Here is a 23,510-nt window from a genome sequence, read left to right as displayed (position 1 = left end):
GCTGGTGAACCTGGACGTCCGCCGCGAAGGCGAGCACGAGTTCGTGGGACGCAATGAGCGTGGCGCGACGGTGCGGATCGGTCGCAAGGGTGCGGCGGGGGCGTTCTCCCCGGCCGAGCTGCTGCAGATCGCCACGGCCGGATGCGCGGCGGTGACGGCCGAGGAGCTGATCACCCGCCGGACCGACGCGCCGTTGCGGGTGGCGGTGAGCGCCGACCGCCGGGAGGGTGCCTCCGAGCTCGATGCGGTGCACGTGCTCTTCGACGTCGACCTGTCCGCCCTCGGCGCCGAGGAGCGCGAGAAGCTGGTGACGTCGGTCGACCGGGCGATCGAGCGGTTGTGCACGGTGTCCCGGACCCTCAAGAAGGGCATTCCGGTGACCGAGGAGTTCGCCGGCTAGACCGGCGAGCGCTTGCACGGCCGGCGTGCTCGCACTCTGTCCGAAGCGGGGCACGGGCACGCTCGGGCGGGGATCAGCCGGCGGCCGCGTCGAGGCGCTGGAGCGCTGCTCTGGCCACCTCCGGGTCGTAGGTGGGCCACAGGGGCGGTAGCGAGGAGCGCAGGAAGCCGCCGTAGCGCGCCGTCGCCAGGCGGGAGTCCAGCACCGCCACCACACCCCGGTCGCCGACCGACCGGTGCAGCCGCCCGGTGCCCTGCGCCAGCAGCAGCGCCGCGTGGGTGGCCGCCACCTGCAGGAAACCGTTGCCGCCGCGGGCTTCGACCGCGCGCTGGCGCGCGGAGGACACCGGATCGTCCGGGCGCGGGAACGGGATGCGGTCCACGATCACCAGCTGCAGCGACGGCCCGGGCACGTCCACGCCCTGCCACAGCGACAGCGTGCCGAACAGGCAGGTCCGCGGGTCCTCGGCGAACTTCGTCACCAGCAGCGACGTCGCGTCCTCGCCCTGGCACAGGATCGGGAACCCGATCCGGTCCCGCAACTCCTCGGTCGCCTGTTTCGCCGCCCGCATCGACGAGAACAGCCCCAGGGTGCGGCCGCCGGCGGCCTCGATCAGCGCGGCGATCTCGTCCAGCGTCTTCTCGCCCAGGCCGTCCCGCCCCGGCGGCGGCAGGTGCTTGGCCACGTACAGGATCCCGTTGCGCCGGTGGTCGAACGGCGACCCGACGTCCAATCCGGACCACTTCAGCTCGTCGTCGTCCGCCGGCGGGGCCTTGTCGGACGCGGTGCCCTCGGCCTTGACCACCCGTGCCTGCGACGGCGGCAGCCCCCACTGCCGCGCCAGCGTGTCGAACGCACCGCCCAGCGCCAGTGTCGCCGACGTCAGCACCGTGGTCCTCTGCGCGAACACCCGCTCCCGCAGCAGCCCGGCCACCGACAGCGGCGCCACGTGCAGCGTCGGTGGCCGGTTGCCGAACGAGAACTTGTCGTTGGACAACCACACCACGTCCCGCTGGTGCGCCGCGTCCTCGCCGAACGCGTCGAGCAGCCGCACCGCGGTGTCGTGCACCTCCTCCAGCTGCGACCGCGCGAGCTTGCGGGCGGTGGCCTCCTCCACGTCCTCCTTGCGGTCCGACCCGAGCGCGGACAGGCAGGCGTGCGCCCCGTCCCGCACCGCGGCGACCGCTCCGCCCAGCGCCTTCGGCAGGGTGTCCATCCGCCCGGCCGGCAGATCCTCCAGGATCAGCGCCAGGCCCTCGCTCGCCTCCTGCAACCGGTCGGCCGTGCCCGCGTCGATCAGCTTCCCGCAGCGCCGCACCGCGACCGCGACCGCCGACGACGTCAGCTCGCCGGTCGCCACGGACGTCACCCGGTCGACCAGCTCGTGCGCCTCGTCGATGATCACCAGGTCGTGCTCCGGCAGCACCTGGTAGCCCTGCAACGCGTCGATCGCCAGCAGGGCGTGGTTGGTGACCACCACGTCGGCCCTGCCCGCCTCACCGCGCGCCCGCTCGGCGAAGCAGTCCTGCCCGATCGGACAGCGCGCCACGCCCAGGCACTCCTTCGCGGTGACCGAGACCTGCCGCCACGCCTGCTCGGACACCCCGGGCACCAGCTCGTCCCGGTCGCCGGTCTCGGTGTCGGACGCCCACTCCCGCAGCCGCGTGACCTCCTTGCCCAGCCGCGACACGGCGAACGGGTCGAACAGCGCCGGGTCCTCGGGCTCCTCCGGTGCGCCCGAATCCAGCCGGTGCAGGCACAGGTAGTTGCGGCGGCCCTTGAGGATCGCGAACGTCGGCGTACGGCCCAGCGGCTTCTTCAGCGCCTTCGCCAGCCGGGGCAGGTCGCGGTCCACGAGCTGCCGCTGTAGCGCGATCGTGGCCGTCGACACGACCACGGTGGTGTCCTTCTCGACCGCGTGCCGGATGGCCGGCACCAGGTACGCCAGCGACTTCCCGGTGCCGGTGCCCGCCTGCACGGCCAGGTGCTCACCGGTGCGGATCGCCCGCCCGACCGCCTCGGCCATGGTGACCTGGCCGGCGCGCTCCGCACCGCCGAGCGCCTCGACAGCGGTCGAGAGGAGCTCGTTGACACCGGGGAACGCAGTTCGGACGGCCACCAGGACACGGTACCGGGGACCACTGTCAGAACCGGGCCGCCGCCCCGCGCCCGCGGCAACGTGGAGATCCACTCGTCCGGGTGGCATCCGGCCGGGTGGGTCAGGCAGGCCGGGCGTGCTGCCGATTGACGAGGAGGATTTCCCAGGCGAAAGGAGCGGCTCATGAGGCGGGCCAGGCGGATCGTGACGGCAGCGGTGCTCTGCGGGGGCCTGGTGGCGGCCCCGGGGAGTGCGCAGGCGCAGCCCGGCGCGACCGGCGCCGGTTCGGTGGGCGCGGCCGACATCGCCGTGAACGGCACCCCGGCGCACGCGGACCCGATCGCGCCGTGCGTCGTGGACGCCACGCCGGCGGGCCGCACCGATCCGATCACCGTCGGCACCCGCACGAAGTACGGCCTGGGCAGCAGCACGTGCACCCGCAACGCGGACGGCACCGCGAGCGTCAAGGTGACCGGTCAGCGGTTCGAAACGAGCGTGCTGCAGCAGTTCGGCGGCCCGGTGATCAAGGTGCGGACGTTCGGCGCCGGCTGCACCACCACGGCCAACGGCAGCAACGGCACCATGGAGCTGGGCAACGTCACCGGCATCACGGTTCCGCAGAACATCCCGCCGAACCACACGATCACCATCCCGGGCACCACGCCCGGCGCGCCGCCGATGGCCGAGGTCGTCCTGAACGAGCTGATCGTGCCCGCTCCGGCGGACGGCAGCCTGACCACGAACGCCATGCACATCAAGCTGTTCCCGCAGGGCGGCCCGGCCTCCGGCGACATCCTGGTCGGCTCGGCCCGCTGCTCGCCGTTCGGGTTCTGACGCCTCAGGCGTAGCGGCCGGCGGCCGCCGCCACCCGGGTGGCCCGCTCGGCCAGCTCGTCGAGCCGGCCGCCGCCGGTCGCGTCGCCGAGCAGGGCCGGGCCGAGCCCGACCGCGAGCGCACCCGCGTCGAGGTAGTCGTCCACATCGGACAAGGACACCCCGCCGGCCGGCACCAGCGGCACCTCCGGCAGCGTGGACTGGACCTCGTCCAGGTACCGCGCACCGCCGGCGGTGGCGACCGGGAAGACCTGCACGGCGGCCGGTCCGTAGCGCCACGCCGCGTCGATCTCGGTCGGCGTCAGGGCACCGCACACGATCGGCAGCGCGTACTCCTGCGCCCGCCACAGCACCTCGGGCGAGAACGTGGGCGTCGCGGCGAAGTCCGCCCCGGCCGCCACACAGCGGTCGACCGCGGACGCGGTGCGCACCCCGCCCGCGCCGATCGCCGCGTCCCGCCCCAGTTCCGCCTTCAGCACCGCGATCACGTCCAGCGCGCCCGGCGTCGCCAGATCCACCTCGATCACACGCAGGCCGGCGTCGTACAGGACGAGACCGGCGTCGGCGAACCAGGTCGGCGAGTCCGCGCGCAGCAGCGCCAGGACGCGGCCGGTGGCGAGCCGCTCCCGGAAGCGGTTGTTCTGCTTGCGCAGCACCGTCCGCATCAGCCGACCCGCGGGGTGCCCACGAGCTCCACCCCGGCGGCTCGTAGCCGGTCGAGTGCCGCGTCCACGGTCTCCCGCGCGACCCCCGCGGTCAGGTCCAGCAGGACCCGCACCGTGAACCCGGCGGCCGCGGCGTCCAGCGCGCTGGCCCGCACGCAGTGGTCGGTCGCGATGCCGACCAGGTCCACGTCGGTGATCTCCCGCTCCCGCAACCAGTCCACGAGTTTCTCGCCGGCGTCGGTGTGCCCTTCGAAGCCGGAGTAGCCGTCGCTGTACTGGCCCTTGGAGAACACCGCGGTGATGGGGCCGACGTCGAGCGCCGGGTGGAACGACGCGCCCGGTGTCCCGGCCACGCAATGCCGCGGCCAGGACCGTACGTAGTCCGGGTTGTCGCTGAAGTGCGCGCCGGGGTCGATGTGGTAGTCGCGGGTCGCGGCCACCGCCGGGTAGCCGCCGCGCGCCAGGTGCTCGCTGATCTGCGCGGCCACCTCGGCGCCGCCGGCGACCGCGAGCGCGCCGCCCTCGCAGAAGTCGTTCTGCACGTCCACGACGATCAGTGCGCGGCTCATCAGGCCTCCTGGGGGAACACGGTGGGGATCGCGGGTTCGCCGCTGGAGAGCTTCAATCCCTCCCACGGCAGGCTGACCAGGCCGTCGCGCAGCCGCTGACGGCTGTCGTCCAGCGAGGGCAGGTCGTCGACCGGCTTGCCGCTGCGCACCAGCGGAATCGGCAGCTCCCGGTCGTTCTCGCCGGGCTCGGGACGCCGGCCGGCCGCGTACACGACCTCCTCCAGCGCCGTCCCGGTCGGCTTGTGGCGGCGCAGCGCCGACTTCTCGCCGCCGCGCGACGCCTTGTTCTCGCTGCGCTTCGCGACCGGGCGGCCGTCGACCTCGACCAGCTTGTAGACCATCCCCGCGGTCGGCGCGCCCGAACCGGTGACCACCGACGTGCCCACTCCGTAGGCGTCCACCGGTTCGGCGCGCAGGGCGGCGATGGCGTGCTCGTCGAGGTCGCCGGACACCACGATGCGGGTGTCCCTGGCGCCCAGGGAATCCAGTTGTTCGCGCGCCTTGCGGGCCAGCACGCCCACGTCACCGGAGTCGATGCGGATCGCGCCCAGCTCGGGTCCGGCCACGCGCACCGCGGTTTCGATGCCGCGCGTGATGTCGTAGGTGTCGACCAGGAGGGTGGTGTCGGTGCCCATCTTCTCGACCTGGGCGCGGAAGGCGTCCTCCTCGCTGTCGTGCAACAGCATGAACGCGTGCGCCACCGTGCCGCGGGTGGGAATGCCGTAGCGGCGGCCGGCCTCCAGGTTGGAGGTGGTGGCGAACCCGCCGATGTAGGCGGCCCGCGCCGCGGCCACCGCGGCCATCTCGTGCGTGCGGCGGCCGCCCATCTCGATGATCGGCCTGCCGTGCGCCGCCGAGGACATGCGCGCGGCCGCGGAGGCGATCGCGCTGTCGTGGTTGAGGACGGACAACGCGAGGGTCTCCAGCAGGACCGCTTCGGCGAAGGTCCCCCGGACGGTGAGGACCGGCGAGCCCGGGAAGTACAGCTCCCCTTCGGGATAGCCGTCGATGTCGCCGCTGAACCGGTAGTTCGCTAGCCACGACAGGGTGTCGTCGTCGACCACCGCGTTCGCGGCGAGCAGGTCGAGCTCGGCGTCGGTGAACCGGAAGTCGGCGATCGCCTCCAGCAGCCGCCCGGTGCCCGCGACCACGCCGTACCGCCGCCCGGCGGGCAGTCGCCGGGCGAACACCTCGAACACGCAGTGGCGGTCGCCGGTGCCGTCGGTCAGGGCACTGCCCAGCATGGTGAGCTCGTAGTGGTCGGTGAGCAGGGCCGTGCTGCCGTGCGTCTCGGGGAAACCCATGGGATCAGACTATGAGGTACTTGCGCGTTCGGCTGAATCACCCGAACAGAGCCACCACCGGTCCCCGGCATGTGGGTTCCGTGACACCATGGATCGCATGACCACGCCTGTCGCATCCGAACAGACGCAGGTTGAACCCATCGGCACCGAGGCCGGTGCCGAGGACGAGCCGTGGCAGACGATCGTCTGGAACGACCCGGTGAACCTGATGTCGTACGTGACGTACGTCTTCCAGAAGCTGTTCGGCTACAGCCGGGACCACGCCACCAAGCTGATGCTCGACGTGCACCACAGGGGGCGTGCGGTGGTGTCGTCGGGGACGAAGGAGAAGGTCGAGGCGGACGTGACCAGACTGCACGCCGCGGGGTTGTGGGCGACGATGGAGCACACTTCGTGAGGGGCTGGCAGCGAACGGGCGGCCGCGTGCGCGCCGGGTTCGAGCAGCAGGAGGCCGCGGTGCTGCGCGGCCTGGTGAGCCAGCTCGAGGACATGCTGCGGGCGCGCGCCGAGGAGGCGCCGCAGGACCCGCTGGCCGAGCTGACCGGCATCCGCACCGGATCGCCCCAGTCCCCGGACGACCCGGTGCTGTCCCGGTTGCTGCCGGACTACCACAAGATCGACCCGGACACGCCGAGCCAGGAGGTCCTGGACTCGGCGAGCGCGCTGCGGTCGCTGCACGAACCGGAACTGGTCGACGCGAAGGTCGGCGTGGCCACGGTGGTCATGGAGACGCTGCCGCGCGACGGCGGCGACGTGCAGCTCACCGACGAGCAGGCCGACGCGTGGCTGGCCGCGATCAACGACGTCCGGCTGGCGCTGGGCACGGCGCTCGACGTCACCGAGGACATGCCCGACGAGCTGCCCGAGGACGATCCGCGGGCGCCGCACCTGGGCGTCTACCACTGGCTGACGTGGGTGCAGGAAAGCCTCGTCCAGGCATTGACCGGGTGATCCGGCCGTGATCACGGACGTGCCGGGGGTGCTCGTCGGGCACCACCACCGGATCGGTGCGGGCTGGGCCACCGGTACCACGGTGGTGCTCGCGCCGCCGGGCACCACCGGGGCGGTCGACCAGCGCGGCGGCGCGCCCGGTACCCGGGAGACGAACCTGCTGGAGCCGGAGAACCTGGTCCGGCACGTCGACGCGATCTGCCTGTCCGGCGGCAGCGCCTACGGCCTCGCCGCCGCCGACGGCGTGATGCGCTGGCTCGCGGAGCGGAATCGCGGGTTCGCCGTCGGCGCGGGTCCGCACGAGGTGGTGCCGATCGTGCCCGCCGCGGTGATCTTCGACCTGCCGCGCGGTGACTGGGGCAACCGGCCGGACCCGTCGTTCGGATACGCCGCGTGCGAGGCCGCGGGGATCTCCGTCGCACAGGGTTCGGTCGGCGCCGGTGCCGGGGCGGCCGTGGGGTCGCTCAAGGGCGGCATCGGCACGGCGAGCGAGCGCGTGGGTGAGTTCGTGGTCGGCGCGCTGGCGGTCGTCAACGCGCGGGGTGAGGCGGTGTCGTTCGAGAACGGGCTGCCGTTCGCGGCGGATCACGAGGTCGCGGGCGAGTTCGGCGTGCGGTGGCCGGAGCGGGCGGCGTCGGTGCCCGGGCGGGAGACGGACCTGAACACCACGATCGGCGTGGTCGCGGTCGACGCGGACCTGTCGAAGGCCGAGAGCCGGCGGCTCGCGGTGGCGGCGCAGGACGGCCTCGCGCGGGCGGTGCGGCCGGCGCACTCGATGTTCGACGGTGACACCGTGTTCGCGCTCGCCACCGGCGCCCGGGAGCTGCCCGCGGCCGCGGGCCCGTTCGGGGTGACGACCCGGGCGGCGGCACTGGACGAACTGTGCGGGGCGGCGGCGCGGGTCTTCGCGCGGGCCTGCGTGCACGGGTTGCTGCGTGCGGAGGGTGTCGCGGGGGTACCGGCGTACCGGGACGTGTGGCCGGAGGCGTTCGCGTAACGGCGGCGGGCGGGCCGCGATCATGTGGCCGTGAAGGGTGCGCGGGCGTGGCTGGTGGTCGTCCACAACGACCACGTGAACTCCTACCAGACGGTGGTCTGCGCGGTGCACGCCGTGCTCGGGCTCCCCGCGGCGAGGGCTCTGGAGTTCGCTCACGTCGTGGACCACCAGGGCGCCGCGGAGCTCACCCGGTTCGCCTCCCGCGAGCAGGCCGAGGCGCTGGTCGCCGAGCTGCAGGTGCTCGGCCTGCACGCCACGCTGCAGGGCGTGTGACGTGGATTTCCTGGACGCGCACCCGTTGCCGGGCGGGCAGGTCCTGGTCGAGATGTCGCCGAACGTCGGGGAGTGCCTCCACGCGATCGCGGGTGAACTGCTGACCGCGCTGGAGACCGGCCGGCACGGCCGGCGCCCGCTGCGGGACGAGGACCTGTTCCCCGACGCTCACCTGCTGATCCGCGAGGCCCGGGAGTTCCGGGCGCGGCACGGTGCGGCGATGCGGCGGAGTGTGACGACCGCGGTCCGGGCGGTCGTGCGCGGCTGGACGGGCGCGACGGCGGTCACCCTGGATCCGGCCTGGCAGCGGGCCTGGCTGATCACCTTCGGCCACGCCCAGACCCTCTACCTGCGCAAACCGCGGTGGCGGGATGGGCGCGCCTGGGCGCGGTTCCCGGTCAGCGCCCGGGGCGTCACACTCGAGTGGCTGTCGCACGCGCAGGACGCCGTGGCGCTGGCGTGCGCACTCTCACTCTGTGAACCCCTGGAGTCCGGCACGTAAGATGACCCTCGTGCTTCGGATCCGCCGTGAACTCGTCGACGAGATCGTCGCGCACGCCCGCCGGGACCACCCGGACGAAGCGTGCGGGGTGATCGCCGGTCCCGCGGGCTCCGACCGCCCGGAGCGGTTCATCCCGATGCTCAACGCGGCGCGCTCGCCGACGTTCTACGAGTTCGACTCCGGCGACCTGCTCAAGCTCTACCGCGAGATGGACGCGAACGACGAGGTCCCGGTCGTCATCTACCACTCGCACACCGCGACCGAGGCCTACCCGTCACGCACCGACGTGTCCTACGCCTCCGAGCCCGACGCGCACTACGTGCTGGTCTCGACCCGCGACCCGGAGACCCACGAGTTCCGGTCGTACCGCATCGTGGACGGTGTCGTCACCGAGGAGCCGGTGGAGATCGCCGATCTCACGGAATAACGCCGGGCAGCCGGACGTCAGAGCTGGAAGAAACCCAAGCGGAGGTAGTTACCCATGGCCGTGACCGTGTCCATCCCCACCATCCTGCGTACGCACACGGGTGGTCAGAAGTCGGTCGAGGCGTCCGGCAAGACCGTCGCCGAGGTCATCGACGACATCGAGGCCCGGCACAGCGGCATCAAGGGCCGTCTGGTCAAGGAGGACAAGCTCCACCGCTTCGTGAACGTCTACGTCAACGACGAGGACGTGCGCTTCGCCGGCGGTCTGGACGCCGAGGTCAAGGACGGCGACACCGTGACCATCCTGCCCGCGGTCGCCGGCGGCGCCCGCTAGGCATGGCCCGGTACGAGTCGCTGCTGGACGCCCTCGGCGGCACGCCGCTGGTGGGGTTGCCCCGGCTGTCCCCGACGCACGACGTGCGCCTGTGGGCCAAGCTGGAGGACCGCAACCCGACCGGCTCGATCAAGGACCGCCCCGCGCTGGCGATGATCGAGGCCGCCGAGCGTGACGGCAGACTGCGCCGGGGATCGACGATCCTCGAGCCGACGTCGGGCAACACCGGCATTTCGCTGGCCATGGCGGCGAAGCTCAAGGGTTACGGCCTGGTGTGCGTGATGCCGGAGAACACCTCCGCCGAACGCAAGCAGCTGTTGCAGGCCTACGGCGCCCGGATCGTGTTCTCGCCCGCCGCGGGCGGGTCCAACGAGGCCGTGCGGCGAGCCAAGGAGCTGGCGGAGAAGAACCCGGACTGGGTGATGCTCTACCAGTACGGCAACCCGGCCAACCCGGACGCGCACTACCGGACGACCGGCCCGGAGCTGCTCAAGGACCTGCCGACGATCACGCACTTCGTCGGTGGCCTGGGCACCACGGGCACGCTGGTCGGCGTGGGCCGCTACCTGCACGAGCAGAAGCCGCACGTGCAGATCATCGCCGCTGAGCCCCGCTACGGGGAACTGGTGTACGGGCTGCGCAACCTGGACGAGGGGTTCGTGCCGGAGCTGTACGACCCGGACGTGCTCAACGGCCGCTACTCGGTGGGCGCCTACGACGCGCTGCGCCGCACGCGGGAGCTGCTGGAGCACGAAGGCATCTTCGCCGGGATCTCCACCGGCGCGGTCCTGCACGCCGCGCTCGGCGTGGCCGAGAAGGCGGCGGCGAAGGGCGAGAAGGCCGACATCGCGTTCATCGTGGCCGACGCCGGGTGGAAGTACCTGTCCACCGGCGCCTACAGCGGCACGCTGGACGAGGCCGCCGAGCGTCTCGACGGCCAGCTCTGGGCCTGACCGGACCCGGACGGCGCCCCTTTCCCGTGCGGGAGCGGGGCGCCGCCGTGTTTCCGGCGGTGGCGGAGACGAGGTCCTGCGGCAGCGGGGCGATCGCAAGCGGTGATCGCGCCCGGTGCCGGGCCGGGGATCCGCACCGCGGGTTCAGGGTTTTCTCCCGATTCCGCCGGGCCGCGCCGCTCGTACCGTGGATGGCATGAGCACGTTGCCCGCGCCCCGGTACGACCAGGCGAACCGTGTCCTGCCCGCGAAGCCGAAGACCGCCGCGCTCGTCGTGCTGGTGTTCACCGCGCTGCTGTACCTGGCTGAGGCCGTGGACACGGTCCTGCACCACCGGCTCGACGCCGAGGGCATCGTGCCGCGCACGCTGGGTGGGCTCGACGGTGTGGTGTGGGCGCCGCTGCTGCACGCCGGCTGGCCGCACCTGCTGGCGAACACGGTGCCGGTGGTGGTGTTCGCGTTCCTCGCGATGGCGGCGGGGCTCGTCCGCTGGGCGCTGGTGACCGCGACGATCTGGCTGGTCAGCGGGCTGGGGGTGTGGCTGACCGCGGAGCCGGGCACGGTCACCATCGGCGCGTCCGGGCTGGCCTTCGGGTGGCTGGCGTACCTGCTGGTCCGCGGCCTGTTCAACCGGGCGTTCGCGCAGATCGTGGTGGCCGCGGTGCTGCTGATCGGCTGGGGCGGGATGCTGTGGGGCGTGTTACCCGGGCACCCGGGCGTTTCCTGGCAGGCGCACGCCTTCGGCGCGCTCGGTGGCATCCTCGCCGCCTGGTTCGGCGCCCGGGCGGGACGGCGGCGGACGGTACCCTCGACCCCGTGAGCAATCGCGAGGCCCCGATCGGTGTGTTCGATTCCGGCGTCGGGGGCCTCACGGTCGCCCGCGCGATCCTCGACCAGCTGCCGTCCGAGCAGCTGCGCTACGTGGGGGACACGGCGCACAACCCGTACGGCCCGCTGCCCATCGCGCGGGCGCGCGAACTCGCGCTGAAAGCGCTGGACGACCTCGTCGACGGCGGGGTGAAGGCCCTCGTCATCGCCTGCAACACGGCGTCGGCGGCGTGCCTGCGTGACGCCCGCGAGCGCTACGACGTGCCGGTCGTCGAGGTCGTGCTGCCGGCCGTGCGTCGGGCCGTCGCCGCCACCCACACCGGCCGGATCGGCGTGATCGGCACGCTGGGCACCATCCGGTCGCGCGCCTACGAGGACGCCTTCGCGGCGGCCCGCGACATGGCCATCACCACCGTCGCCTGCCCGCGGTTCGTCGACTTCGTCGAGCGGGGCGTCACCTCGGGGCGCCAGGTGCTCGGGCTCGCGCAGGGCTACCTCGAACCGCTGCTGCGCGCCGAGGTGGACACGCTGGTGCTGGGCTGCACGCACTACCCGCTGCTGACGGGCGTCCTGCAGATCGTGATGGGCCCGGAGGTCACGCTCGTCTCCAGCGCCGAGGAGACCGCGAAGGACGTGGTCCGCGTGCTCACCGAGCAGGACCTGCTCGCCGAACGGGACACCCCGCCGCGGCACGAGTTCATCGCCACCGGCTCGCCGGAACCGTTCGTCCGGCTCGCGCAGCGGTTCATGGGCTTCGCGCCCGGCGTGCTCTCGCCCCTCAGCGCCTGAGCTGGCAGGGTGTCATCTCGTGCGATTGACGATCCTCGGCTGTTCGGGCAGCGTGCCGGGCCCGGGCGAGCCCGCGTCCGGATATCTGCTCGAGGCGGACGGTTTCCTGCTCGGTGTCGAGTTCGGCAACGGCGTGTTCGCCGAGCTGCAGACGCGGCATGACCCGTTCGACCTCGGTGCGCTCCTGTTGTCGCACCTGCACCCCGACCACTGCGCCGACTTCACCGCGCTGACCGTGCTGCGGCGCTACCACCCCGCGCCGCCCTACGACCCGGCCGCGCGCCGCCTGCCGGTGCACGCTCCCGCGAACGCGCCGGTGCGGCTGGCGATGGCCTACGCGCCGAACGAGACGGAACTGGCCGGGACCGATCTGTCCGACGTCTACGAGTTCCACGCGCTGACCGCCGATCCGGTGAAGATCGGCCCGTTCGAGGTCACCGCGGTTCCGGTGTCCCACCCGACCGAGGCGTTCGGGCTGCGGGTGCGCCACGCCGGCCGGACGCTGGCCTACACCGGCGACACCGGGCCGTGTGACGCCCTCACCGAGCTGGTACGCGACGCCGACGTGCTGCTCGCCGAGGCGTCCTGGACCGACGCGGCGGACCGGCCGCCGGGCGTGCACCTGTCCGGCAGGCAGGCGGGCGAGCTCGCCCGCGACGCGGGCGTGTCGCGGCTGCTGATCACGCACGTCGCGCCGTGGAGCGACCGGGACGCCATCCGCGCCGAGGCCACCGCGGCGTTCCCGGGCGCGGCGCTCGTCGAGCGCGGCGCGGTCTACGACGTCTGATACATCCCGGGCGCCGGAAGGTAGTCCGCCGCGAGGGCGTCGGCGTAGGCGCGGAACAGGGCGGCGAAGTCCAGCGCCCCGCCCGGTGCGCCGAACCCGGCCAGGTCGTAGGCCAGATGCGCGCCGCGGCGGGCGGGGACGTCGTTGGTGACGTCGGTGAACCAGTCGAGGAAGGTGAGTTGCCGCGCCCGGCCGGGACCGACCGGCGGGGACAGCAGGTCCAGCAGCACCGGGCGGGCACGCAGCGTCCAGCGGTAGAACTCGGAGAACTGGTAGAAGCGCTGCTCGACGGGGGTGGCGGTGCGGCCGTGCACCCGCTCGGCCAGCCCCACGCCGTACTCCGTCGACGCTTGCTCGGCGGTGCTCCAGGCGCGGTCGTGCGCGGACCGCCCGGACAGCCGTCCGTCACGCAACCGGGTGAGGTAGGCGGCCCACAGCGGCGCCCCGGGGTTGCCGAAGGTGTCCGCGCTGTCCCCGCGGGCGAGCGCGATACCCCGTTCGACGCCCTCCAGGATGCCCGCATCCACAAAGGACACCCAGCTGCCGGGCGAGCCGAGTCCGCGGTCGGCGAAGAACTCCAGCACGCCCTCGATGTTGCGCCAGCGCGGCGCGTACCCGGGGACGATTTCCGCCGCCGGTCCGGCCGACAGGGCGCGTAAAAACGCCAGCCGCTGCGCGATCGTCATGCCGTCGATGTCCGCGGCGGTGCAGGTCAGGGTGTTCGCGCAGGTGGTTGTGCTGGCGGTGGCCGGTGCGGCGGTCAGGCACAGCAGGCAGGCGAGCACGGTCGCGAAGGCAGCGCGCATGAGCAGCCACGGTAGCGGGGTTCTACGCTGCACGCGTGGTGCGAAAAGACGGCAGGAACGACGACCAGCTCCGCGACGTGCAGATCACGCGGGGATTCCAGCAGTGGCCCGCCGGCTCGGTGCTCATCGAGTTCGGCAACACGAAGGTGCTCTGCGCGGCCAGCGTCAGCGAGGGCGTGCCCCGGTGGCGCGCCGGATCGGGCCTGGGCTGGGTGACGGCCGAGTACGCGATGCTCCCCTCGGCCACGCACGACCGCAGCGACCGCGAATCGGTGAAGGGCCGCATCGGCGGCCGCACCCACGAGATCAGCCGGCTCATCGGCCGTTCACTGCGGGCCTGCATCGATCTGTCGGCGCTCGGCGAGAACACGATCCAGCTCGACTGCGACGTGATCCAGGCCGACGGCGGCACCCGGACGGCCGCGATCACCGGTGGGTACGTGGCGCTGGCCGACGCGGTCACCTGGCTGGCCGCGGCCGGCCGGCTGGCCGATCCGCAACCGCTGTCGGCGATGGTGTCCGCGGTCAGCGTCGGCGTGGTGGACGGGCGCGTGCGCGTGGACCTGCCGTACGAGGAGGACTCGCGGGCCGAGGTCGACATGAACGTGGTCTGCACCGATGCCGGCACCCTCATCGAGGTGCAGGGCACCGGCGAGGGCGCCACCTTCACCCGCTCTACTTTGGACAAGATGCTGGACCTCGCGCAGGCCGGCTGCGCGGAGCTCACCCGGTTGCAGCAGGCCGCGCTGGCGCAGCCCTACCCGCACGAGCTGCCCGAGCCGGCCACCGGCAAGAAGAAGGGCGTGAAGTGAGCCGCGTCCTGCTGGCCACGCGCAACGCCAAGAAGCTCGGTGAACTGCGGCGCATCCTCGCGGCCGAAGGCATCGACGGGCTCGAGGTCGTGGGCCTGTCCGACGTGCCGGAGTTCCCCGAGGCGCCGGAGACCGGCGCGACGTTCGAGGAGAACGCACTCGCCAAGGCGCGGGACGCGGTGGCCGCCACGTCGTTGCCCGCGGTGGCGGACGACTCGGGCCTGACGGTCGACGCGCTGAACGGCATGCCCGGCGTGCTCTCCGCCCGCTGGTCCGGCCGGCACGGCGACGACCAGGCCAACCTCGACCTGGTGCTGGCGCAGCTCACCGACACGCCGGACGAGCGGCGCGGCGCGGCTTTCGTGTGCGCGGCCGCACTGGTGCTGCCGGACGGCACCGAGACCGTCGTGCGCGGTGAGTGGCGCGGTGCCCTGCTCCGGGAAGCCCGCGGCAGCAACGGGTTCGGCTACGACCCGGTCTTCCGGCCGGAGGGGGAGAACCGCACCTCGGCGGAGATGGCACCGGCCGAAAAGGACGCTGCCTCGCACCGCGGACGGGCGCTGCGGGCGCTGCTGCCCGCGCTGCGGGAGCTGGCCGGACAATGAGAAGTGGAGACCCGGGAGCCGCCCGTGCGGACGGCTCCCGGGAGCTTCAGGCCGCAGCCGGGAGAGCGGCGGACACGAGCCGGAACGAGACGGTCTGCCCGGGCCGCGCCTGGGCCATCACCGGCAGGTCGTCGGTCAGCACGACGCCGATCACCGGATAGCCACCGGTCACCGGGTGGTCGGCGAGGAACACCAGCGGCAGCCCCGACGGCGGCACCTGGATCGCGCCCGGCACCATGCCCTCGCTGAGCAGCTCGCCCTCCCGCGCGCGCTCCAGCACCGGACCGGTCAGCCGCACGCCGACGCGGTTGCTCTCGGAGGTGACCTCGTAGGTCGCGGTGGCGAAGGTCCGCAGCGCCTCCGCGGTGAACCAGTCGTCCCGCGGACCGGGCATCACGCGCACCGTCAGCCCGAACCCGGCCGGATCGGGCACGGGCGCGACCTCCACCGACGGCAGCGGACCGCATTCGTCGCGCCCGACCGGCAGGACGTCGCCCTCGCTCAGCGCGGCCGGCCCCAGCCCGGCCAGCAGGTCGGTCGACCGGGACTCCAGCACCTTGTCCACGCCGATCCCGCCGCGCACCGCCAGGTAGGTGCGCAGGCCGGAGGTCGGCGCACCGAGCACCAGTTCCTCGCCCGGCCACACGGTGAACGGCGCGTTCATCGCCTCGCCACGGCGGCCGCGTCGGACCGGGCACGGCGCGCCGGTCACCACGACCCGCGCCACCTGCCGGAACCGCAGCACCAGGCCGCCGAACGTGGTCTCCAGGACGGCGGCGCCGTCGAGGTTGCCCACGAGCCGGTTCGCCAGCGCCGCCGACCGCCGGTCAGCGGCCCCGGACCGGCCGACCCCCAGGGCGGCCAGTCCGGGACGCCCCAGGTCCTGCACCGTGGTCAACGGCCCGGGCCGCACCACCTCGATCATCGAACCTCCCGGAAGCGAATGCGGGTACCCGGCCGCAGCAGGGCCGGCGGACGACGGGCCGGGTCCCACAGCGGGATGTCGGTCCGGCCGACCAGCTGCCAGCCGCCCGGGGACGACCGCGGGTAGATGCCGGTGAACTCACCGGCGATGGCGACCGCACCCGCGGGCACGTGCGTCCGCGGCGTGGCCCGCCGCGGCAGGTGCAGCTTCGGGTGCAACCCGGTCAGGTACCCGAAACCGGGAGCGAAGCCGCCGAACGCCACCGTGTACTCGGCGGCGGTGTGCATCTCGACGACACCGTCCGGGCCGAGGCCGGTGTGCTTGCCGACCTCGGCCAGGTCCGCGCCGTCGTAGTGCACCGGGATCTCCACCAGCTCGCCGCGCATCTCCTGGGCGGGCACCGGTTCGGTGCCCGCCAGCAGCTCCGCCAGCTCGCCGGCGCCGATGATCGCCGGGTCGAAGCGCACCAGCAGCGTGCGCGCCGCCGGCACCAGTTCCGTCACGCCGTCGGGCCGGGGGTCGGACAGCGCGGAGTACAGCCCGAGCACCGCGTCGATCCCGCCGTCGCCGACGTCCACGAGCAGCGCCTGGTCCCCGCATCGCCGGATGTTCATGCGAAACTCCGCACCTCGACCCCGGCCGACACCAGCGCGGTACGGGCCGCGGTGGCCAGCGCCACCGCGCCCGGGGTGTCGCTGTGCACGCACAGCGAACCCGCCTGGAGGGGGATGACCGTGCCGTCCACGGCCACCACCTCGCCGTCCCGCACCAGCCGGACGCATCGCCGCGCGACCTCGTCCGGGTCGGTCAGCACCGCCCCCGGCTCGCGCCGGGGGAGGAGCCGCCCGTCGGGCGAGTACCCGCGGTCGGCGAACGCCTCCGCGATCGTGGTCAGCCCGATCTCGGCGGCCCGCGCCAGCCACCGGGATCCGGGCTGCCCGAGCACCGGCAGCGTCGGGTCGTACTGCCACACCGCCTCGGCCACCGCGCCCGCCTGCTTCTCGTGCGTGGCGATGGCGTTGTACAGCGCGCCGTGCGGCTTGACGTAGGCGATCTCGCCGCCCGACGCGCCGGCCAGCGCGTCGAGCGCACCCAGCTGGTAGAGGATCTCGTCGATCAGTTCGACGGGGTCCACGTCGAGGAACCGGCGGCCGAACCCGGCCAGGTCCCGGTACCCGACGTGGGCGCCGATGGTGACCCCGCGCTGCACCGCCGCCTCGCACACGTGCCGCATGGTCGAGGGGTCACCGGCGTGGAAGCCACAGGCCACGTTGGCGCCGGTCACGACGTCCAGCAGCGCCTCGTCATCGGCGATCCGCCAGGCGCCGAACCCTTCGCCCACGTCGCAGTTCAGATCGATGGTGGCGGTGGTCGCGGGGGCGCTCATCGTGCGACTTCCGCCGTCGGAGCCGGGATCGCGACGGTCTCCACGGGCGCCTTGCGGGCGAGCGTGACACCGATGCCGGTCAGCACCGCGGTCACCACGACGTACAGCGCCACCGCGACCCAGGAGTGGTAGCTGGCGATCAGTGCGGTGAAGATCAGCGGGGCGACCGCACCGCCGACCACACTGGCCAGGGTGTAGGCCAGCGAGCTGCCGGTGTAGCGCAGGCGCTCGGAGAACTGCTCGGTGATCAGCGCCGCCTGCGGGCCGTAGAGCAGGGCGTGGATCGCGAGCGCCACGACCATGCCGACGGCGATGGCCAGGTAGGACTTGGTGCCGGCCAGCGGGAAGAACAGGAACGGCCAGACCGCCGCGGCGATCGTGCCCACCATGTACATCGTGCGGCGGTTGAACCGGTCGGACAGCGCGCCGGCGGCCGGCATCAGGAACAGCTGGAACGCCGAACCGATCATCACCGCGGTCAGGCCCTGGCTGCGGGTCATGTGCAGCTCGCTGGTCATGTAGGTGAGGACGAAGACCGTGAACAGCGAGTAGAGCACGTCCGGGCAGATGCGGACCAGGATGCCGGCGATCAGCGCCCGCGGCTCCTGCGTGAAGACCTCCCGGAGCGGGGCCTTCGGCTTCTCGCCGCTCTCGGCGATCTTCTTGAAGACCGGGGTCTCCTCGAGCTTCATCCGCAGCCACAGGCCGAACAGCACCAGGACACCGGACAGCAGGAACGCCACGCGCCAGCCCCAGGACTCGAAGGCGGCAGTGCTCAGCAGCGCGGTCAGCAGGGCGATCACACCGTTGGCCAGCAGGTTGCCCGCCGGCGGGCCGATCTGCGCGGCCGAGGCCCAGAAGCCGCGCTTCTTCGGGTCGCCGAACTCGCTGGAGAGCAGCACGGCGCCACCCCACTCACCACCGACACCGACACCCTGCGCGAAGCGCAGCAGCACCAGCAGCACGGCGGCCCAGCCGCCGACCGAGGCGTGGGTCGGCAGGGCGCCGATGAGGAACGTGGCGATACCCGTCAGCAGCAGGGTGAACACGAGCACCTGCTTGCGGCCCAGCTTGTCGCCGAGCCGCCCGAAGACGAACCCACCGAGCGGGCGGGCCAGGTAGCCGACCGCGTAGGTGGAGAACGCCGCCATGGTGCCGGCGAGCGCGTCCCCCGAGGGGAAGAACAGCTTGCCGAACAGGGTCGCGGCCGCCACGGAGTAGGCCGCGAAGTCGTAGTACTCGAGGGTGGTGCCGGACAAGCTCGCCACGAACGCGCGGCGCAGGGAGCGCTTGTCCGTGGTCTCAGTTGAAGCGGTCATCACGATGTCCATCCATCGAAGGGAGTGAGGTAGGTCATGAAGTTAGGGATTGTTGAACGATCCGTCAATACTTTCGAGGAACATGCTCCGGGCTTCGAAGCATCCGGATAGACTTTTCGTAGAACAAGTCGCAGGTTGGACTGTCCTTCGAGGGATGGTTAAGTTTCCGTTACACGGTCCGACCCTGAAAAACCGGAGGCCTCGAGTGACCACCGACGCGGAGTCCATGGGCTCGATGCTCAGCACCGGGCTCGAAGCGGACCGCCTGCTGCTCGGGCGCACCAGCACCGCCGAACGCCTGGCGGACATCCTGCGTACGCGCATCACGGAGGGCTACTTCGAGCCTGGCAGCCGGCTGTCCGAGGAGGCGATCGGCGGGGCGCTGGGCGTCTCCCGCAACACCCTGCGCGAGGCGTTCCGGCTGCTCACACACGAGAAGCTGCTGGTCCACGAGCTGAACCGGGGCGTGTTCGTGCGCCGCCTGTCGGTCGAGGACGTGATCGACCTGTACAAGGTGCGCAAGCTCGTCGAGTGCGCGGTGCTGCGGGAGATCGACAGCCCGCCGGGGGACAAGCTGCGGGCGGTGGAGGCCGCGGTGGCCGACGGTGAGGACGCGAAGAAGCGCCAGGCCTGGCGTGAGCTGGGCACCGCCAACATCCACTTCCACCAGGCGCTGATCACGCTTGCCGGCAGCCCCCGGGTCGACGAGCTGGTGCGCGGGCTGCTCGCCGAGCTGCGGCTGGTCTTCCACGTGATGGCCGACCCGCAGCCGTTCCACGAGCCGTACCTGGAGCGCAACCGGGAGATCCTGGACCGGCTGCACGCCGGTGACGGCGCCGCCGCGGAGCGCCTGCTCGCCGCCTACCTGGACGACGCGGAGAACCAGCTGGTCGCCGCTTACCGCACGGGGATGTAGCGCCAGCCAACCCACCGCCCCCCGCGGCGAACACGCCGCGCGTCGGCGTGTTTGCTGGTCCGGGTGGGGTGTTGGCCGATGTGGCTCAGCCGGCGATCTGCAGGTCCTTGAGCAGCTTCGCCACGTGGCCGGTCGCGCGGACGTTGTACATCGCCTTGACGATCGTGCCCTCGGGGTCGATCACGAAGGTCGACCGGATGACGCCCTGGACGATGCGGCCGTAGTTCTTCTTCTCGCCGAAGGCACCCCACTGGGTGAGCACGGTCTTGTCCGGATCGGACAGCAGCGGGAACGTCAGCCCCTCGGCCTCGGCGAACTTCGCGAGCTTCTCCGTCTTGTCCGGGGAGATGCCGAGCACCTGGTAGCCGGCGCCGTCGAGCTCGGCGAGGTTGTCCCGGAAGTCGCACGCCTGCTTGGTGCACCCGGGCGTGCCCGCCGCGGGGTAGAAGTAGACGACGACGTGGCTGCCACGGAAGTCGGACAGCGACACCTGCTTGCCCGTGCTGTCGGGGAGGGTGAAGTCGGGGGCCTTCTCACCGGCGGTGAGCCGCTGCGGGTCAGTCATGGCCCGAGCGTACTCAGGCGCGCCCGCAGTACACCGCGATGACCGGGCTGGTCGCGGTGGGCCGCAGGGTCAGCTTCATCTCGGCCGTCTGCGGTGGCGCGGTGAACGCGAGGTTCACCCGCACGTCGCGCCCGGGCTGCACGTCCTTGCCTGCCTCCACGATCCCGCTGTAGCCCTGGGTGGAGTCCACGACCTGTTTGGACGGGACGCTCCCGACCGTCGCGGACACGCTCAGGCCGGACAGCCGGTACGGCTGGGCGCCCTCGTTGCGGATGATGATCTCGAACGCGACGGCGCGATCGCTGTGCGGGTACGCGCTGTCGCTGGGTTTGAACGGCTTGGGCGCGGACACCGATACGGCGATCCCGTCGGCGAACCGGAACTGGCCGCCGAAATCGAGCGTGCGCAGCGCGGGCAGGGCCTGCTGTGCCGCGATGTCCCCACCGGTGCTCGTCGACCCGCTCCCGACCTGCGCGGGTGCACCGCACGCGGTCACCGCCACCAGGACGAGAGCGGCCATCGCGTGCCTCGGGGTGCGCACAGGGGCCACTTCCTCACGTCTTCAGCTGCCGCCCGACTGGTCCGAACGGGGTAGGTATTTCCGCCGGGCGCGCTCCACTTTGTCGGTCTTCCCATGCACGTGCGAGTCACCGCACGGGGTTGACGCGGACCTGGTGTCGGGCTGTGGCCGATCCGTGATCGGAGCGGCACCGATGGTGATCGCGCTCTCACGCCCCGGATCAGACCGCGAGTGCGAGGAAGAGGATGAAGGTGCCGCACCCGACCAGCCAGGCCACGATCAACCAGCCGAAATCGCGCCACGGGTCGACCGTGTGGTTGTCCTCGCCCGGGACGTAGACGCCGCGCTGCTCGAACCAGTCGGCGACGCGGCTCACCCACGAAAGAGGGTTGCGGCCCACCACGCTCGTCACCTCCGCCATCCCCGCGATCAGGCTCACAGTATCGGGTCGGCTATCGGGTCGGCTCCGCGATCGACTTGTCACGATCCGTACGACATTTGGCCTATCGGATGTGACCTCGCACACGATAGAAGGCAACGAACTGATAACAACGGTAATTATGTCGCGGGCAGTAGCGGAAGTGGAGAGGTTCAGCGTGACGAGCGACGGCACAGACACTCGACGGAGTGCCAAGACGCGACAGGTCAGTGTCGCAGAGTTGCTGCGCCGGGAGGGCGTCACACAGGAGTTCACCGCCGTCAAGCTGCCGAAGGATCCCGAGCCGCAGCCGGACGACTCCGGCATCACCCCGGAGGTGGCTGAGGCGCCGACCGTGCGCATCCCCGCGGCGAGCATCCTGCGGCGCGAGAGCGAGCCGGGCAGCCGGTGGGACAAGCGCAAGGCCGGCCGGATCGGCGCGCTCGCCGCGGGTGTGGCCGCGCTGGCCGGCGTCGCGGTGACCACGCTGACCACCGGGCAGCTGCACGACACGGCCGCGCCGGGCGGCGTGGGCGGCGGCAGCTTGGACACCAGCACCGGGAACGCGTCGGCGAGCACGAGCACGAGCACCATCGCGGCGCCGCAGCAGCAGCTGCTGGCCAGTAGCACGCCGACGCCGGTGAGCCCGGACCTGCCGCCGCCCGGCAGCGCGTCGTCGCAGTCGGCGGCCACTCGGCCCGGCGGGACCAGCAGCACGAGCAGCCACGCGCGGACGGACCTGTCGTCCACCCCCAGTGGCTCGGCCGCCGCGCCCGCCTCGACGTCGACGCAGCCCGCCGCTCCCGCGGCCGGTACCGCTACCGGCAGGAGCAACCCCCCGGCGGCGACGACCACGACCACCACGGCGCAGAGCACCACTGCGCAGAGCACGACGACCCAGCCGAGTTCGCCGCAGCCGTCCAGCTCGTCCTCGCGAACCCCGACCACGACGACCACGAAGCACGACGACGGCCTGCTGGGTGTCGTCGGTGGCCTGGTGGGCGGGCTCCTCGGCGGCTGACGCCGGACCTCGTACCGACGGCCACCTCGCGCTCGCCGCGAGGTGGCCGTCGCCGATCAGCGGGGCAGGCGCCGCCAGACCGCCCGCGGCAGCAGCCGCATCAGGAAGAACACCGGGCGCAACACGGGCGGTACCCACACTTCCCCACGCCCGCGGTGCAGGGCACGGACCGTCGCCGCGGCCACCTGCTCCGGTGTGCTGGCGAACGGGGCTGCCGACATGCCCTCGGTCATCCGGCCGATGACGAAACCGGGCCGCACCAGCAGCAGCCGCACGCCGCTGCCGTGCAGCGCGTCGGCGAGGCCGCTCGCGAAGCCGTCCAGCCCGGCCTTCGCCGAGCCGTACACGTAGTTCGCCCGCCGCACCCGCACGCCGGCCACCGAGGAGAACACCACGAGCCGGCCGTGGCCCTGCGCGCGCAACAGGTTCGCCAGCTCGGTCAGGATGCTCACGTGCGCCACGTAGTCCGTGTGGATCACGGCCATCGCGTGCGCGGCGTCGCGTTCGGCCCGCTCCTGGTCGCCCAGGACGCCGAACGCGACCACCACGGTCGCCAGTGGACCGTGTTCGGCCACGACCCTGTCCAGCACCGCGCGGTGCCGGGCCACGTCGTCGGCGTCGAACTCGACCCGCGCCACGTCCGACGCGCCGGCCCGGCGCAGCGACGCCTCCTCGTCATCGAGGTCGCCGCAGCGCCGGGCCGCGAGCACGAACTTTCCTCCGCCGCCCGCGAGTTTCCGCGCCACGGCGAGGCCGATCTCACTGCGCCCGCCGAGCACCAGCACTGTTCCGCTCACGCCCGGCAGTCTGCCCGACGATCAGTGCGTGGTGTGCCCCGGTCGGCGCGCCCGCCACCGCGAGGTGCGGTGCCGGCCGGGTTCGTCCGCGCCGGTCTGCTGCGGCACCGGACGGGTCGGGACGTCCGCGTTGCCCGGCACGTCGTTCCCGGTCACCACCGGCTGCTGCATCCCGGCGCCCGTCGTACCGGTGTCCGTGGACTCCATCTGCGCCCGCTTGCGCGCCGGCATGATCGCGATGATCAGGCCCAGGACGGCGGTCACCAGGTGCAGCCAGTTGTCGGCCCCGTTCAGGTTGAGCGGGTTGCCGAGGCCGGACACGGGGTTCGACGAGATCACCCCGGTGACCATCAGGCCCCAGATGCCGATCAGCCCGTACCCGATGAACAGGATCCAGCCGAAGGTGCGGGCCGAGGGTGAGCTCGCGGCGAACACCAGGCCGAGCACACCGATCACCGTGTGGACCAGGTTGTGCAAGGGGTTGATCATGAAGCCCAGGAGCATCTGGTGCTGGTTGCCGGTGAAGCTGCCGAGCCCGGTCCGCACGAACCCGACGATCCCCACGGCGAGGTAGACCAGGCCGACGAGCGCGGCCAGTCCCTGGGCCGGCTGGAAGCCGGCGGCCCGCACGCGGGTGTGTTCGGTACGAGACATGGCGCCTGTCCCCTTCGTCCGACGTCACCACGGTTGCGTGATGTGCCCGCTGGACT

The 23,510-nt window shown here is 72.4% G+C and carries 31 protein-coding genes; 17 read left to right on the top strand and 14 right to left on the bottom strand.

Annotated elements, in window-relative coordinates:
* Positions 1-4 precede the first annotated feature (4 nt).
* Positions 5-400: an OsmC family protein gene (locus FHX45_RS09695; protein ID WP_167098973.1), complete on the top strand. Its 396-nt coding sequence runs from the start codon at positions 5-7 to the stop codon at positions 398-400.
* Between the two features lie 73 nt (positions 401-473).
* Here the strand turns inward: FHX45_RS09695 and FHX45_RS09690 are convergent, their stop codons facing one another.
* On the bottom strand, positions 474-2,519 hold the full coding sequence (locus FHX45_RS09690; protein ID WP_341771415.1) for an ATP-dependent DNA helicase: 2,046 nt from the start codon (positions 2,517-2,519) through the stop codon (positions 474-476).
* Positions 2,520-2,681: 162 nt separating this feature from the next.
* On the opposite strand from FHX45_RS09690, the gene FHX45_RS09685 reads away from it, so the two are divergent.
* Complete coding sequence (locus FHX45_RS09685) at positions 2,682-3,332, top strand: choice-of-anchor P family protein (protein ID WP_167098970.1); 651 nt, start codon at positions 2,682-2,684, stop codon at positions 3,330-3,332.
* Positions 3,333-3,336: 4 nt separating this feature from the next.
* Here FHX45_RS09685 and FHX45_RS09680 read toward each other — a convergent pair whose 3' ends face one another.
* From FHX45_RS09680 to FHX45_RS09670, 3 genes are read right to left on the bottom strand one after another with little or no spacing between them, the layout of a single operon-like run.
* Complete coding sequence (locus tag FHX45_RS09680; RefSeq protein WP_167098967.1) at positions 3,337-3,996, bottom strand: bifunctional 4-hydroxy-2-oxoglutarate aldolase/2-dehydro-3-deoxy-phosphogluconate aldolase; 660 nt, start codon at positions 3,994-3,996, stop codon at positions 3,337-3,339.
* On the bottom strand, positions 3,996-4,565 hold the full coding sequence (locus FHX45_RS09675) for an isochorismatase family protein (protein ID WP_167098964.1): 570 nt from the start codon (positions 4,563-4,565) through the stop codon (positions 3,996-3,998). Before FHX45_RS09675 ends, FHX45_RS09680 begins: the two co-directional genes overlap by 1 nt.
* Positions 4,565-5,869: a nicotinate phosphoribosyltransferase gene (locus FHX45_RS09670; RefSeq protein ID WP_167098962.1), complete on the bottom strand. Its 1,305-nt coding sequence runs from the start codon at positions 5,867-5,869 to the stop codon at positions 4,565-4,567. Before FHX45_RS09670 ends, FHX45_RS09675 begins: the two co-directional genes overlap by 1 nt.
* 97 nt (positions 5,870-5,966) lie before the next feature.
* Between FHX45_RS09670 and clpS the strand changes: the two genes are divergently transcribed.
* The 11 genes from clpS (at position 5,967) to FHX45_RS09615 (ending at position 12,709) form a co-directional block, all read left to right on the top strand.
* Positions 5,967-6,266 (top strand): ATP-dependent Clp protease adapter ClpS, encoded by a 300-nt coding sequence (gene clpS / locus FHX45_RS09665; protein WP_167098960.1) that lies wholly within the window; start codon positions 5,967-5,969, stop codon positions 6,264-6,266.
* Complete coding sequence (locus FHX45_RS09660; RefSeq protein WP_167098957.1) at positions 6,263-6,820, top strand: DUF2017 family protein; 558 nt, start codon at positions 6,263-6,265, stop codon at positions 6,818-6,820. The genes clpS and FHX45_RS09660 overlap by 4 nt, the downstream gene beginning before the upstream one ends.
* A 7-nt stretch (positions 6,821-6,827) precedes the next feature.
* Entirely contained in the window at positions 6,828-7,817 is a 990-nt protein-coding gene (locus tag FHX45_RS09655; protein WP_167098955.1) for a P1 family peptidase, read from the top strand.
* Positions 7,818-7,847: 30 nt separating this feature from the next.
* A complete protein-coding gene (locus tag FHX45_RS09650) occupies positions 7,848-8,090 on the top strand; it encodes an ATP-dependent Clp protease adaptor ClpS (RefSeq protein ID WP_341771414.1) in 243 nt (80 codons plus the stop codon).
* A gap of 1 nt (position 8,091) precedes the next feature.
* A complete protein-coding gene (locus FHX45_RS09645) occupies positions 8,092-8,592 on the top strand; it encodes a hypothetical protein (protein ID WP_167098950.1) in 501 nt (166 codons plus the stop codon).
* Between the two features lies 1 nt (position 8,593).
* A complete protein-coding gene (locus FHX45_RS09640; RefSeq protein ID WP_167098947.1) occupies positions 8,594-9,019 on the top strand; it encodes a M67 family metallopeptidase in 426 nt (141 codons plus the stop codon).
* 54 nt (positions 9,020-9,073) lie between these two features.
* A complete protein-coding gene (locus tag FHX45_RS09635) occupies positions 9,074-9,352 on the top strand; it encodes a MoaD/ThiS family protein (protein ID WP_167098944.1) in 279 nt (92 codons plus the stop codon).
* A gap of 2 nt (positions 9,353-9,354) precedes the next feature.
* Complete coding sequence (locus FHX45_RS09630; RefSeq protein WP_167098942.1) at positions 9,355-10,305, top strand: PLP-dependent cysteine synthase family protein; 951 nt, start codon at positions 9,355-9,357, stop codon at positions 10,303-10,305.
* A gap of 196 nt (positions 10,306-10,501) precedes the next feature.
* Positions 10,502-11,125 carry a rhomboid family intramembrane serine protease gene (locus FHX45_RS09625; RefSeq protein ID WP_167098939.1) on the top strand — a complete coding sequence of 208 codons (624 nt, stop codon included), beginning with the start codon at positions 10,502-10,504 and terminating at the stop codon, positions 11,123-11,125.
* Complete coding sequence (murI, locus tag FHX45_RS09620) at positions 11,122-11,922, top strand: glutamate racemase (RefSeq protein WP_167098938.1); 801 nt, start codon at positions 11,122-11,124, stop codon at positions 11,920-11,922. The genes FHX45_RS09625 and murI overlap by 4 nt, the downstream gene beginning before the upstream one ends.
* Before the next feature lie 19 nt (positions 11,923-11,941).
* Entirely contained in the window at positions 11,942-12,709 is a 768-nt protein-coding gene (locus tag FHX45_RS09615) for an MBL fold metallo-hydrolase (RefSeq protein WP_167098935.1), read from the top strand.
* Here FHX45_RS09615 and FHX45_RS09610 read toward each other — a convergent pair.
* Entirely contained in the window at positions 12,697-13,515 is an 819-nt protein-coding gene (locus FHX45_RS09610) for a hypothetical protein (RefSeq protein ID WP_167098933.1), read from the bottom strand. The two genes, FHX45_RS09615 and FHX45_RS09610, sit on opposite strands and share 13 nt — an antisense overlap.
* A gap of 35 nt (positions 13,516-13,550) precedes the next feature.
* Between FHX45_RS09610 and rph the strand changes: the two genes are divergently transcribed.
* Both rph and rdgB read left to right on the top strand, forming a co-directional pair.
* Entirely contained in the window at positions 13,551-14,327 is a 777-nt protein-coding gene (gene rph, locus FHX45_RS09605; protein ID WP_167098930.1) for a ribonuclease PH, read from the top strand.
* Positions 14,324-14,932 carry an RdgB/HAM1 family non-canonical purine NTP pyrophosphatase gene (rdgB, locus tag FHX45_RS09600; protein ID WP_167098928.1) on the top strand — a complete coding sequence of 203 codons (609 nt, stop codon included), beginning with the start codon at positions 14,324-14,326 and terminating at the stop codon, positions 14,930-14,932. The genes rph and rdgB overlap by 4 nt, the downstream gene beginning before the upstream one ends.
* Before the next feature lie 46 nt (positions 14,933-14,978).
* On the opposite strand, the gene FHX45_RS09595 is transcribed toward rdgB, so the two are convergent.
* Genes FHX45_RS09595 through FHX45_RS09580 form a run of 4 tightly spaced genes read right to left on the bottom strand, consistent with a single transcriptional unit; the run spans position 14,979 to position 18,563 of the window.
* On the bottom strand, positions 14,979-15,857 hold the full coding sequence (locus FHX45_RS09595) for a 5-oxoprolinase subunit C family protein (protein WP_167098925.1): 879 nt from the start codon (positions 15,855-15,857) through the stop codon (positions 14,979-14,981).
* On the bottom strand, positions 15,854-16,471 hold the full coding sequence (gene pxpB / locus FHX45_RS09590) for a 5-oxoprolinase subunit PxpB (protein WP_167098922.1): 618 nt from the start codon (positions 16,469-16,471) through the stop codon (positions 15,854-15,856). The genes FHX45_RS09595 and pxpB overlap by 4 nt, the downstream gene beginning before the upstream one ends.
* Complete coding sequence (locus FHX45_RS09585; protein ID WP_167098920.1) at positions 16,468-17,244, bottom strand: LamB/YcsF family protein; 777 nt, start codon at positions 17,242-17,244, stop codon at positions 16,468-16,470. The genes pxpB and FHX45_RS09585 overlap by 4 nt, the downstream gene beginning before the upstream one ends.
* A complete protein-coding gene (locus FHX45_RS09580) occupies positions 17,241-18,563 on the bottom strand; it encodes an MFS transporter (RefSeq protein ID WP_243868971.1) in 1,323 nt (440 codons plus the stop codon). The genes FHX45_RS09585 and FHX45_RS09580 overlap by 4 nt, the downstream gene beginning before the upstream one ends.
* 226 nt (positions 18,564-18,789) lie before the next feature.
* On the opposite strand from FHX45_RS09580, the gene FHX45_RS09575 reads away from it, so the two are divergent.
* The gene (locus FHX45_RS09575; protein WP_208406848.1) at positions 18,790-19,479 is read left to right on the top strand and encodes a GntR family transcriptional regulator; all 690 of its coding nucleotides are present in this window, start codon (positions 18,790-18,792) and stop codon (positions 19,477-19,479) included.
* An 85-nt stretch (positions 19,480-19,564) separates the two neighbouring features.
* Here FHX45_RS09575 and bcp read toward each other — a convergent pair whose 3' ends face one another.
* The 3 genes from bcp to FHX45_RS09560 all read right to left on the bottom strand — a co-directional run bounded on the left by bcp (position 19,565) and on the right by FHX45_RS09560 (position 20,967).
* Positions 19,565-20,044, bottom strand: a complete 480-nt coding sequence (gene bcp, locus FHX45_RS09570; protein WP_167098912.1) for a thioredoxin-dependent thiol peroxidase — start codon at positions 20,042-20,044, stop codon at positions 19,565-19,567.
* 13 nt (positions 20,045-20,057) lie between these two features.
* Positions 20,058-20,585: a hypothetical protein gene (locus FHX45_RS09565; protein WP_341771412.1), complete on the bottom strand. Its 528-nt coding sequence runs from the start codon at positions 20,583-20,585 to the stop codon at positions 20,058-20,060.
* A 199-nt stretch (positions 20,586-20,784) separates the two neighbouring features.
* Positions 20,785-20,967 (bottom strand): hypothetical protein, encoded by a 183-nt coding sequence (locus tag FHX45_RS09560; RefSeq protein WP_341771649.1) that lies wholly within the window; start codon positions 20,965-20,967, stop codon positions 20,785-20,787.
* A 256-nt stretch (positions 20,968-21,223) separates the two neighbouring features.
* Here FHX45_RS09560 and FHX45_RS09555 point away from each other — a divergent pair, with 256 nt between their 5' ends.
* Positions 21,224-22,003, top strand: a complete 780-nt coding sequence (locus FHX45_RS09555) for a hypothetical protein (RefSeq protein WP_243868969.1) — start codon at positions 21,224-21,226, stop codon at positions 22,001-22,003.
* A 56-nt stretch (positions 22,004-22,059) separates the two neighbouring features.
* Here the strand turns inward: FHX45_RS09555 and dprE2 are convergent, their stop codons facing one another.
* Positions 22,060-22,800, bottom strand: a complete 741-nt coding sequence (gene dprE2 / locus FHX45_RS09550; RefSeq protein ID WP_167098906.1) for a decaprenylphospho-beta-D-erythro-pentofuranosid-2-ulose 2-reductase — start codon at positions 22,798-22,800, stop codon at positions 22,060-22,062.
* 21 nt (positions 22,801-22,821) lie between these two features.
* Positions 22,822-23,454, bottom strand: a complete 633-nt coding sequence (locus FHX45_RS09545) for a DUF4383 domain-containing protein (protein WP_167098903.1) — start codon at positions 23,452-23,454, stop codon at positions 22,822-22,824.
* Positions 23,455-23,510: the final 56 nt, after the last annotated feature.

Source organism: Amycolatopsis granulosa (genome assembly GCF_011758745.1).
Taxonomy (GTDB): Bacteria; Actinomycetota; Actinomycetes; order Mycobacteriales; family Pseudonocardiaceae; genus Amycolatopsis_E; species Amycolatopsis_E granulosa.
Note: the sequence above shows the minus strand (reverse complement) of the source record. Positions and strands in the feature narration are given on the sequence as shown.

Excerpts from the sequence above, each read along its gene's own strand:
- FHX45_RS09585 (WP_167098920.1), bottom strand. The coding sequence starts at position 17,244 with ATGAGCGCCCCCGCGACCACCGCCACCATCGATCTGAACTGCGACGTG.
- FHX45_RS09675 (WP_167098964.1), bottom strand. The coding sequence starts at position 4,565 with ATGAGCCGCGCACTGATCGTCGTGGACGTGCAGAACGACTTCTGCGAG.
- FHX45_RS09575 (WP_208406848.1), top strand. The coding sequence starts at position 18,790 with ATGGGCTCGATGCTCAGCACCGGGCTCGAAGCGGACCGCCTGCTGCTC.
- FHX45_RS09580 (WP_243868971.1), bottom strand. The coding sequence starts at position 18,563 with ATGACCGCTTCAACTGAGACCACGGACAAGCGCTCCCTGCGCCGCGCG.
- pxpB (WP_167098922.1), bottom strand. The coding sequence starts at position 16,471 with ATGAACATCCGGCGATGCGGGGACCAGGCGCTGCTCGTGGACGTCGGC.
- FHX45_RS09610 (WP_167098933.1), bottom strand. The coding sequence starts at position 13,515 with ATGCGCGCTGCCTTCGCGACCGTGCTCGCCTGCCTGCTGTGCCTGACC.
- FHX45_RS09595 (WP_167098925.1), bottom strand. The coding sequence starts at position 15,857 with ATGATCGAGGTGGTGCGGCCCGGGCCGTTGACCACGGTGCAGGACCTG.
- FHX45_RS09685 (WP_167098970.1), top strand. The coding sequence starts at position 2,682 with ATGAGGCGGGCCAGGCGGATCGTGACGGCAGCGGTGCTCTGCGGGGGC.
- bcp (WP_167098912.1), bottom strand. The coding sequence starts at position 20,044 with ATGACTGACCCGCAGCGGCTCACCGCCGGTGAGAAGGCCCCCGACTTC.
- FHX45_RS09670 (WP_167098962.1), bottom strand. The coding sequence starts at position 5,869 with ATGGGTTTCCCCGAGACGCACGGCAGCACGGCCCTGCTCACCGACCAC.
- FHX45_RS09680 (WP_167098967.1), bottom strand. The coding sequence starts at position 3,996 with ATGCGGACGGTGCTGCGCAAGCAGAACAACCGCTTCCGGGAGCGGCTC.
- FHX45_RS09625 (WP_167098939.1), top strand. The coding sequence starts at position 10,502 with ATGAGCACGTTGCCCGCGCCCCGGTACGACCAGGCGAACCGTGTCCTG.
- clpS (WP_167098960.1), top strand. The coding sequence starts at position 5,967 with ATGACCACGCCTGTCGCATCCGAACAGACGCAGGTTGAACCCATCGGC.
- FHX45_RS09635 (WP_167098944.1), top strand. The coding sequence starts at position 9,074 with ATGGCCGTGACCGTGTCCATCCCCACCATCCTGCGTACGCACACGGGT.
- FHX45_RS09545 (WP_167098903.1), bottom strand. The coding sequence starts at position 23,454 with ATGTCTCGTACCGAACACACCCGCGTGCGGGCCGCCGGCTTCCAGCCG.
- FHX45_RS09640 (WP_167098947.1), top strand. The coding sequence starts at position 8,594 with ATGACCCTCGTGCTTCGGATCCGCCGTGAACTCGTCGACGAGATCGTC.
- FHX45_RS09630 (WP_167098942.1), top strand. The coding sequence starts at position 9,355 with ATGGCCCGGTACGAGTCGCTGCTGGACGCCCTCGGCGGCACGCCGCTG.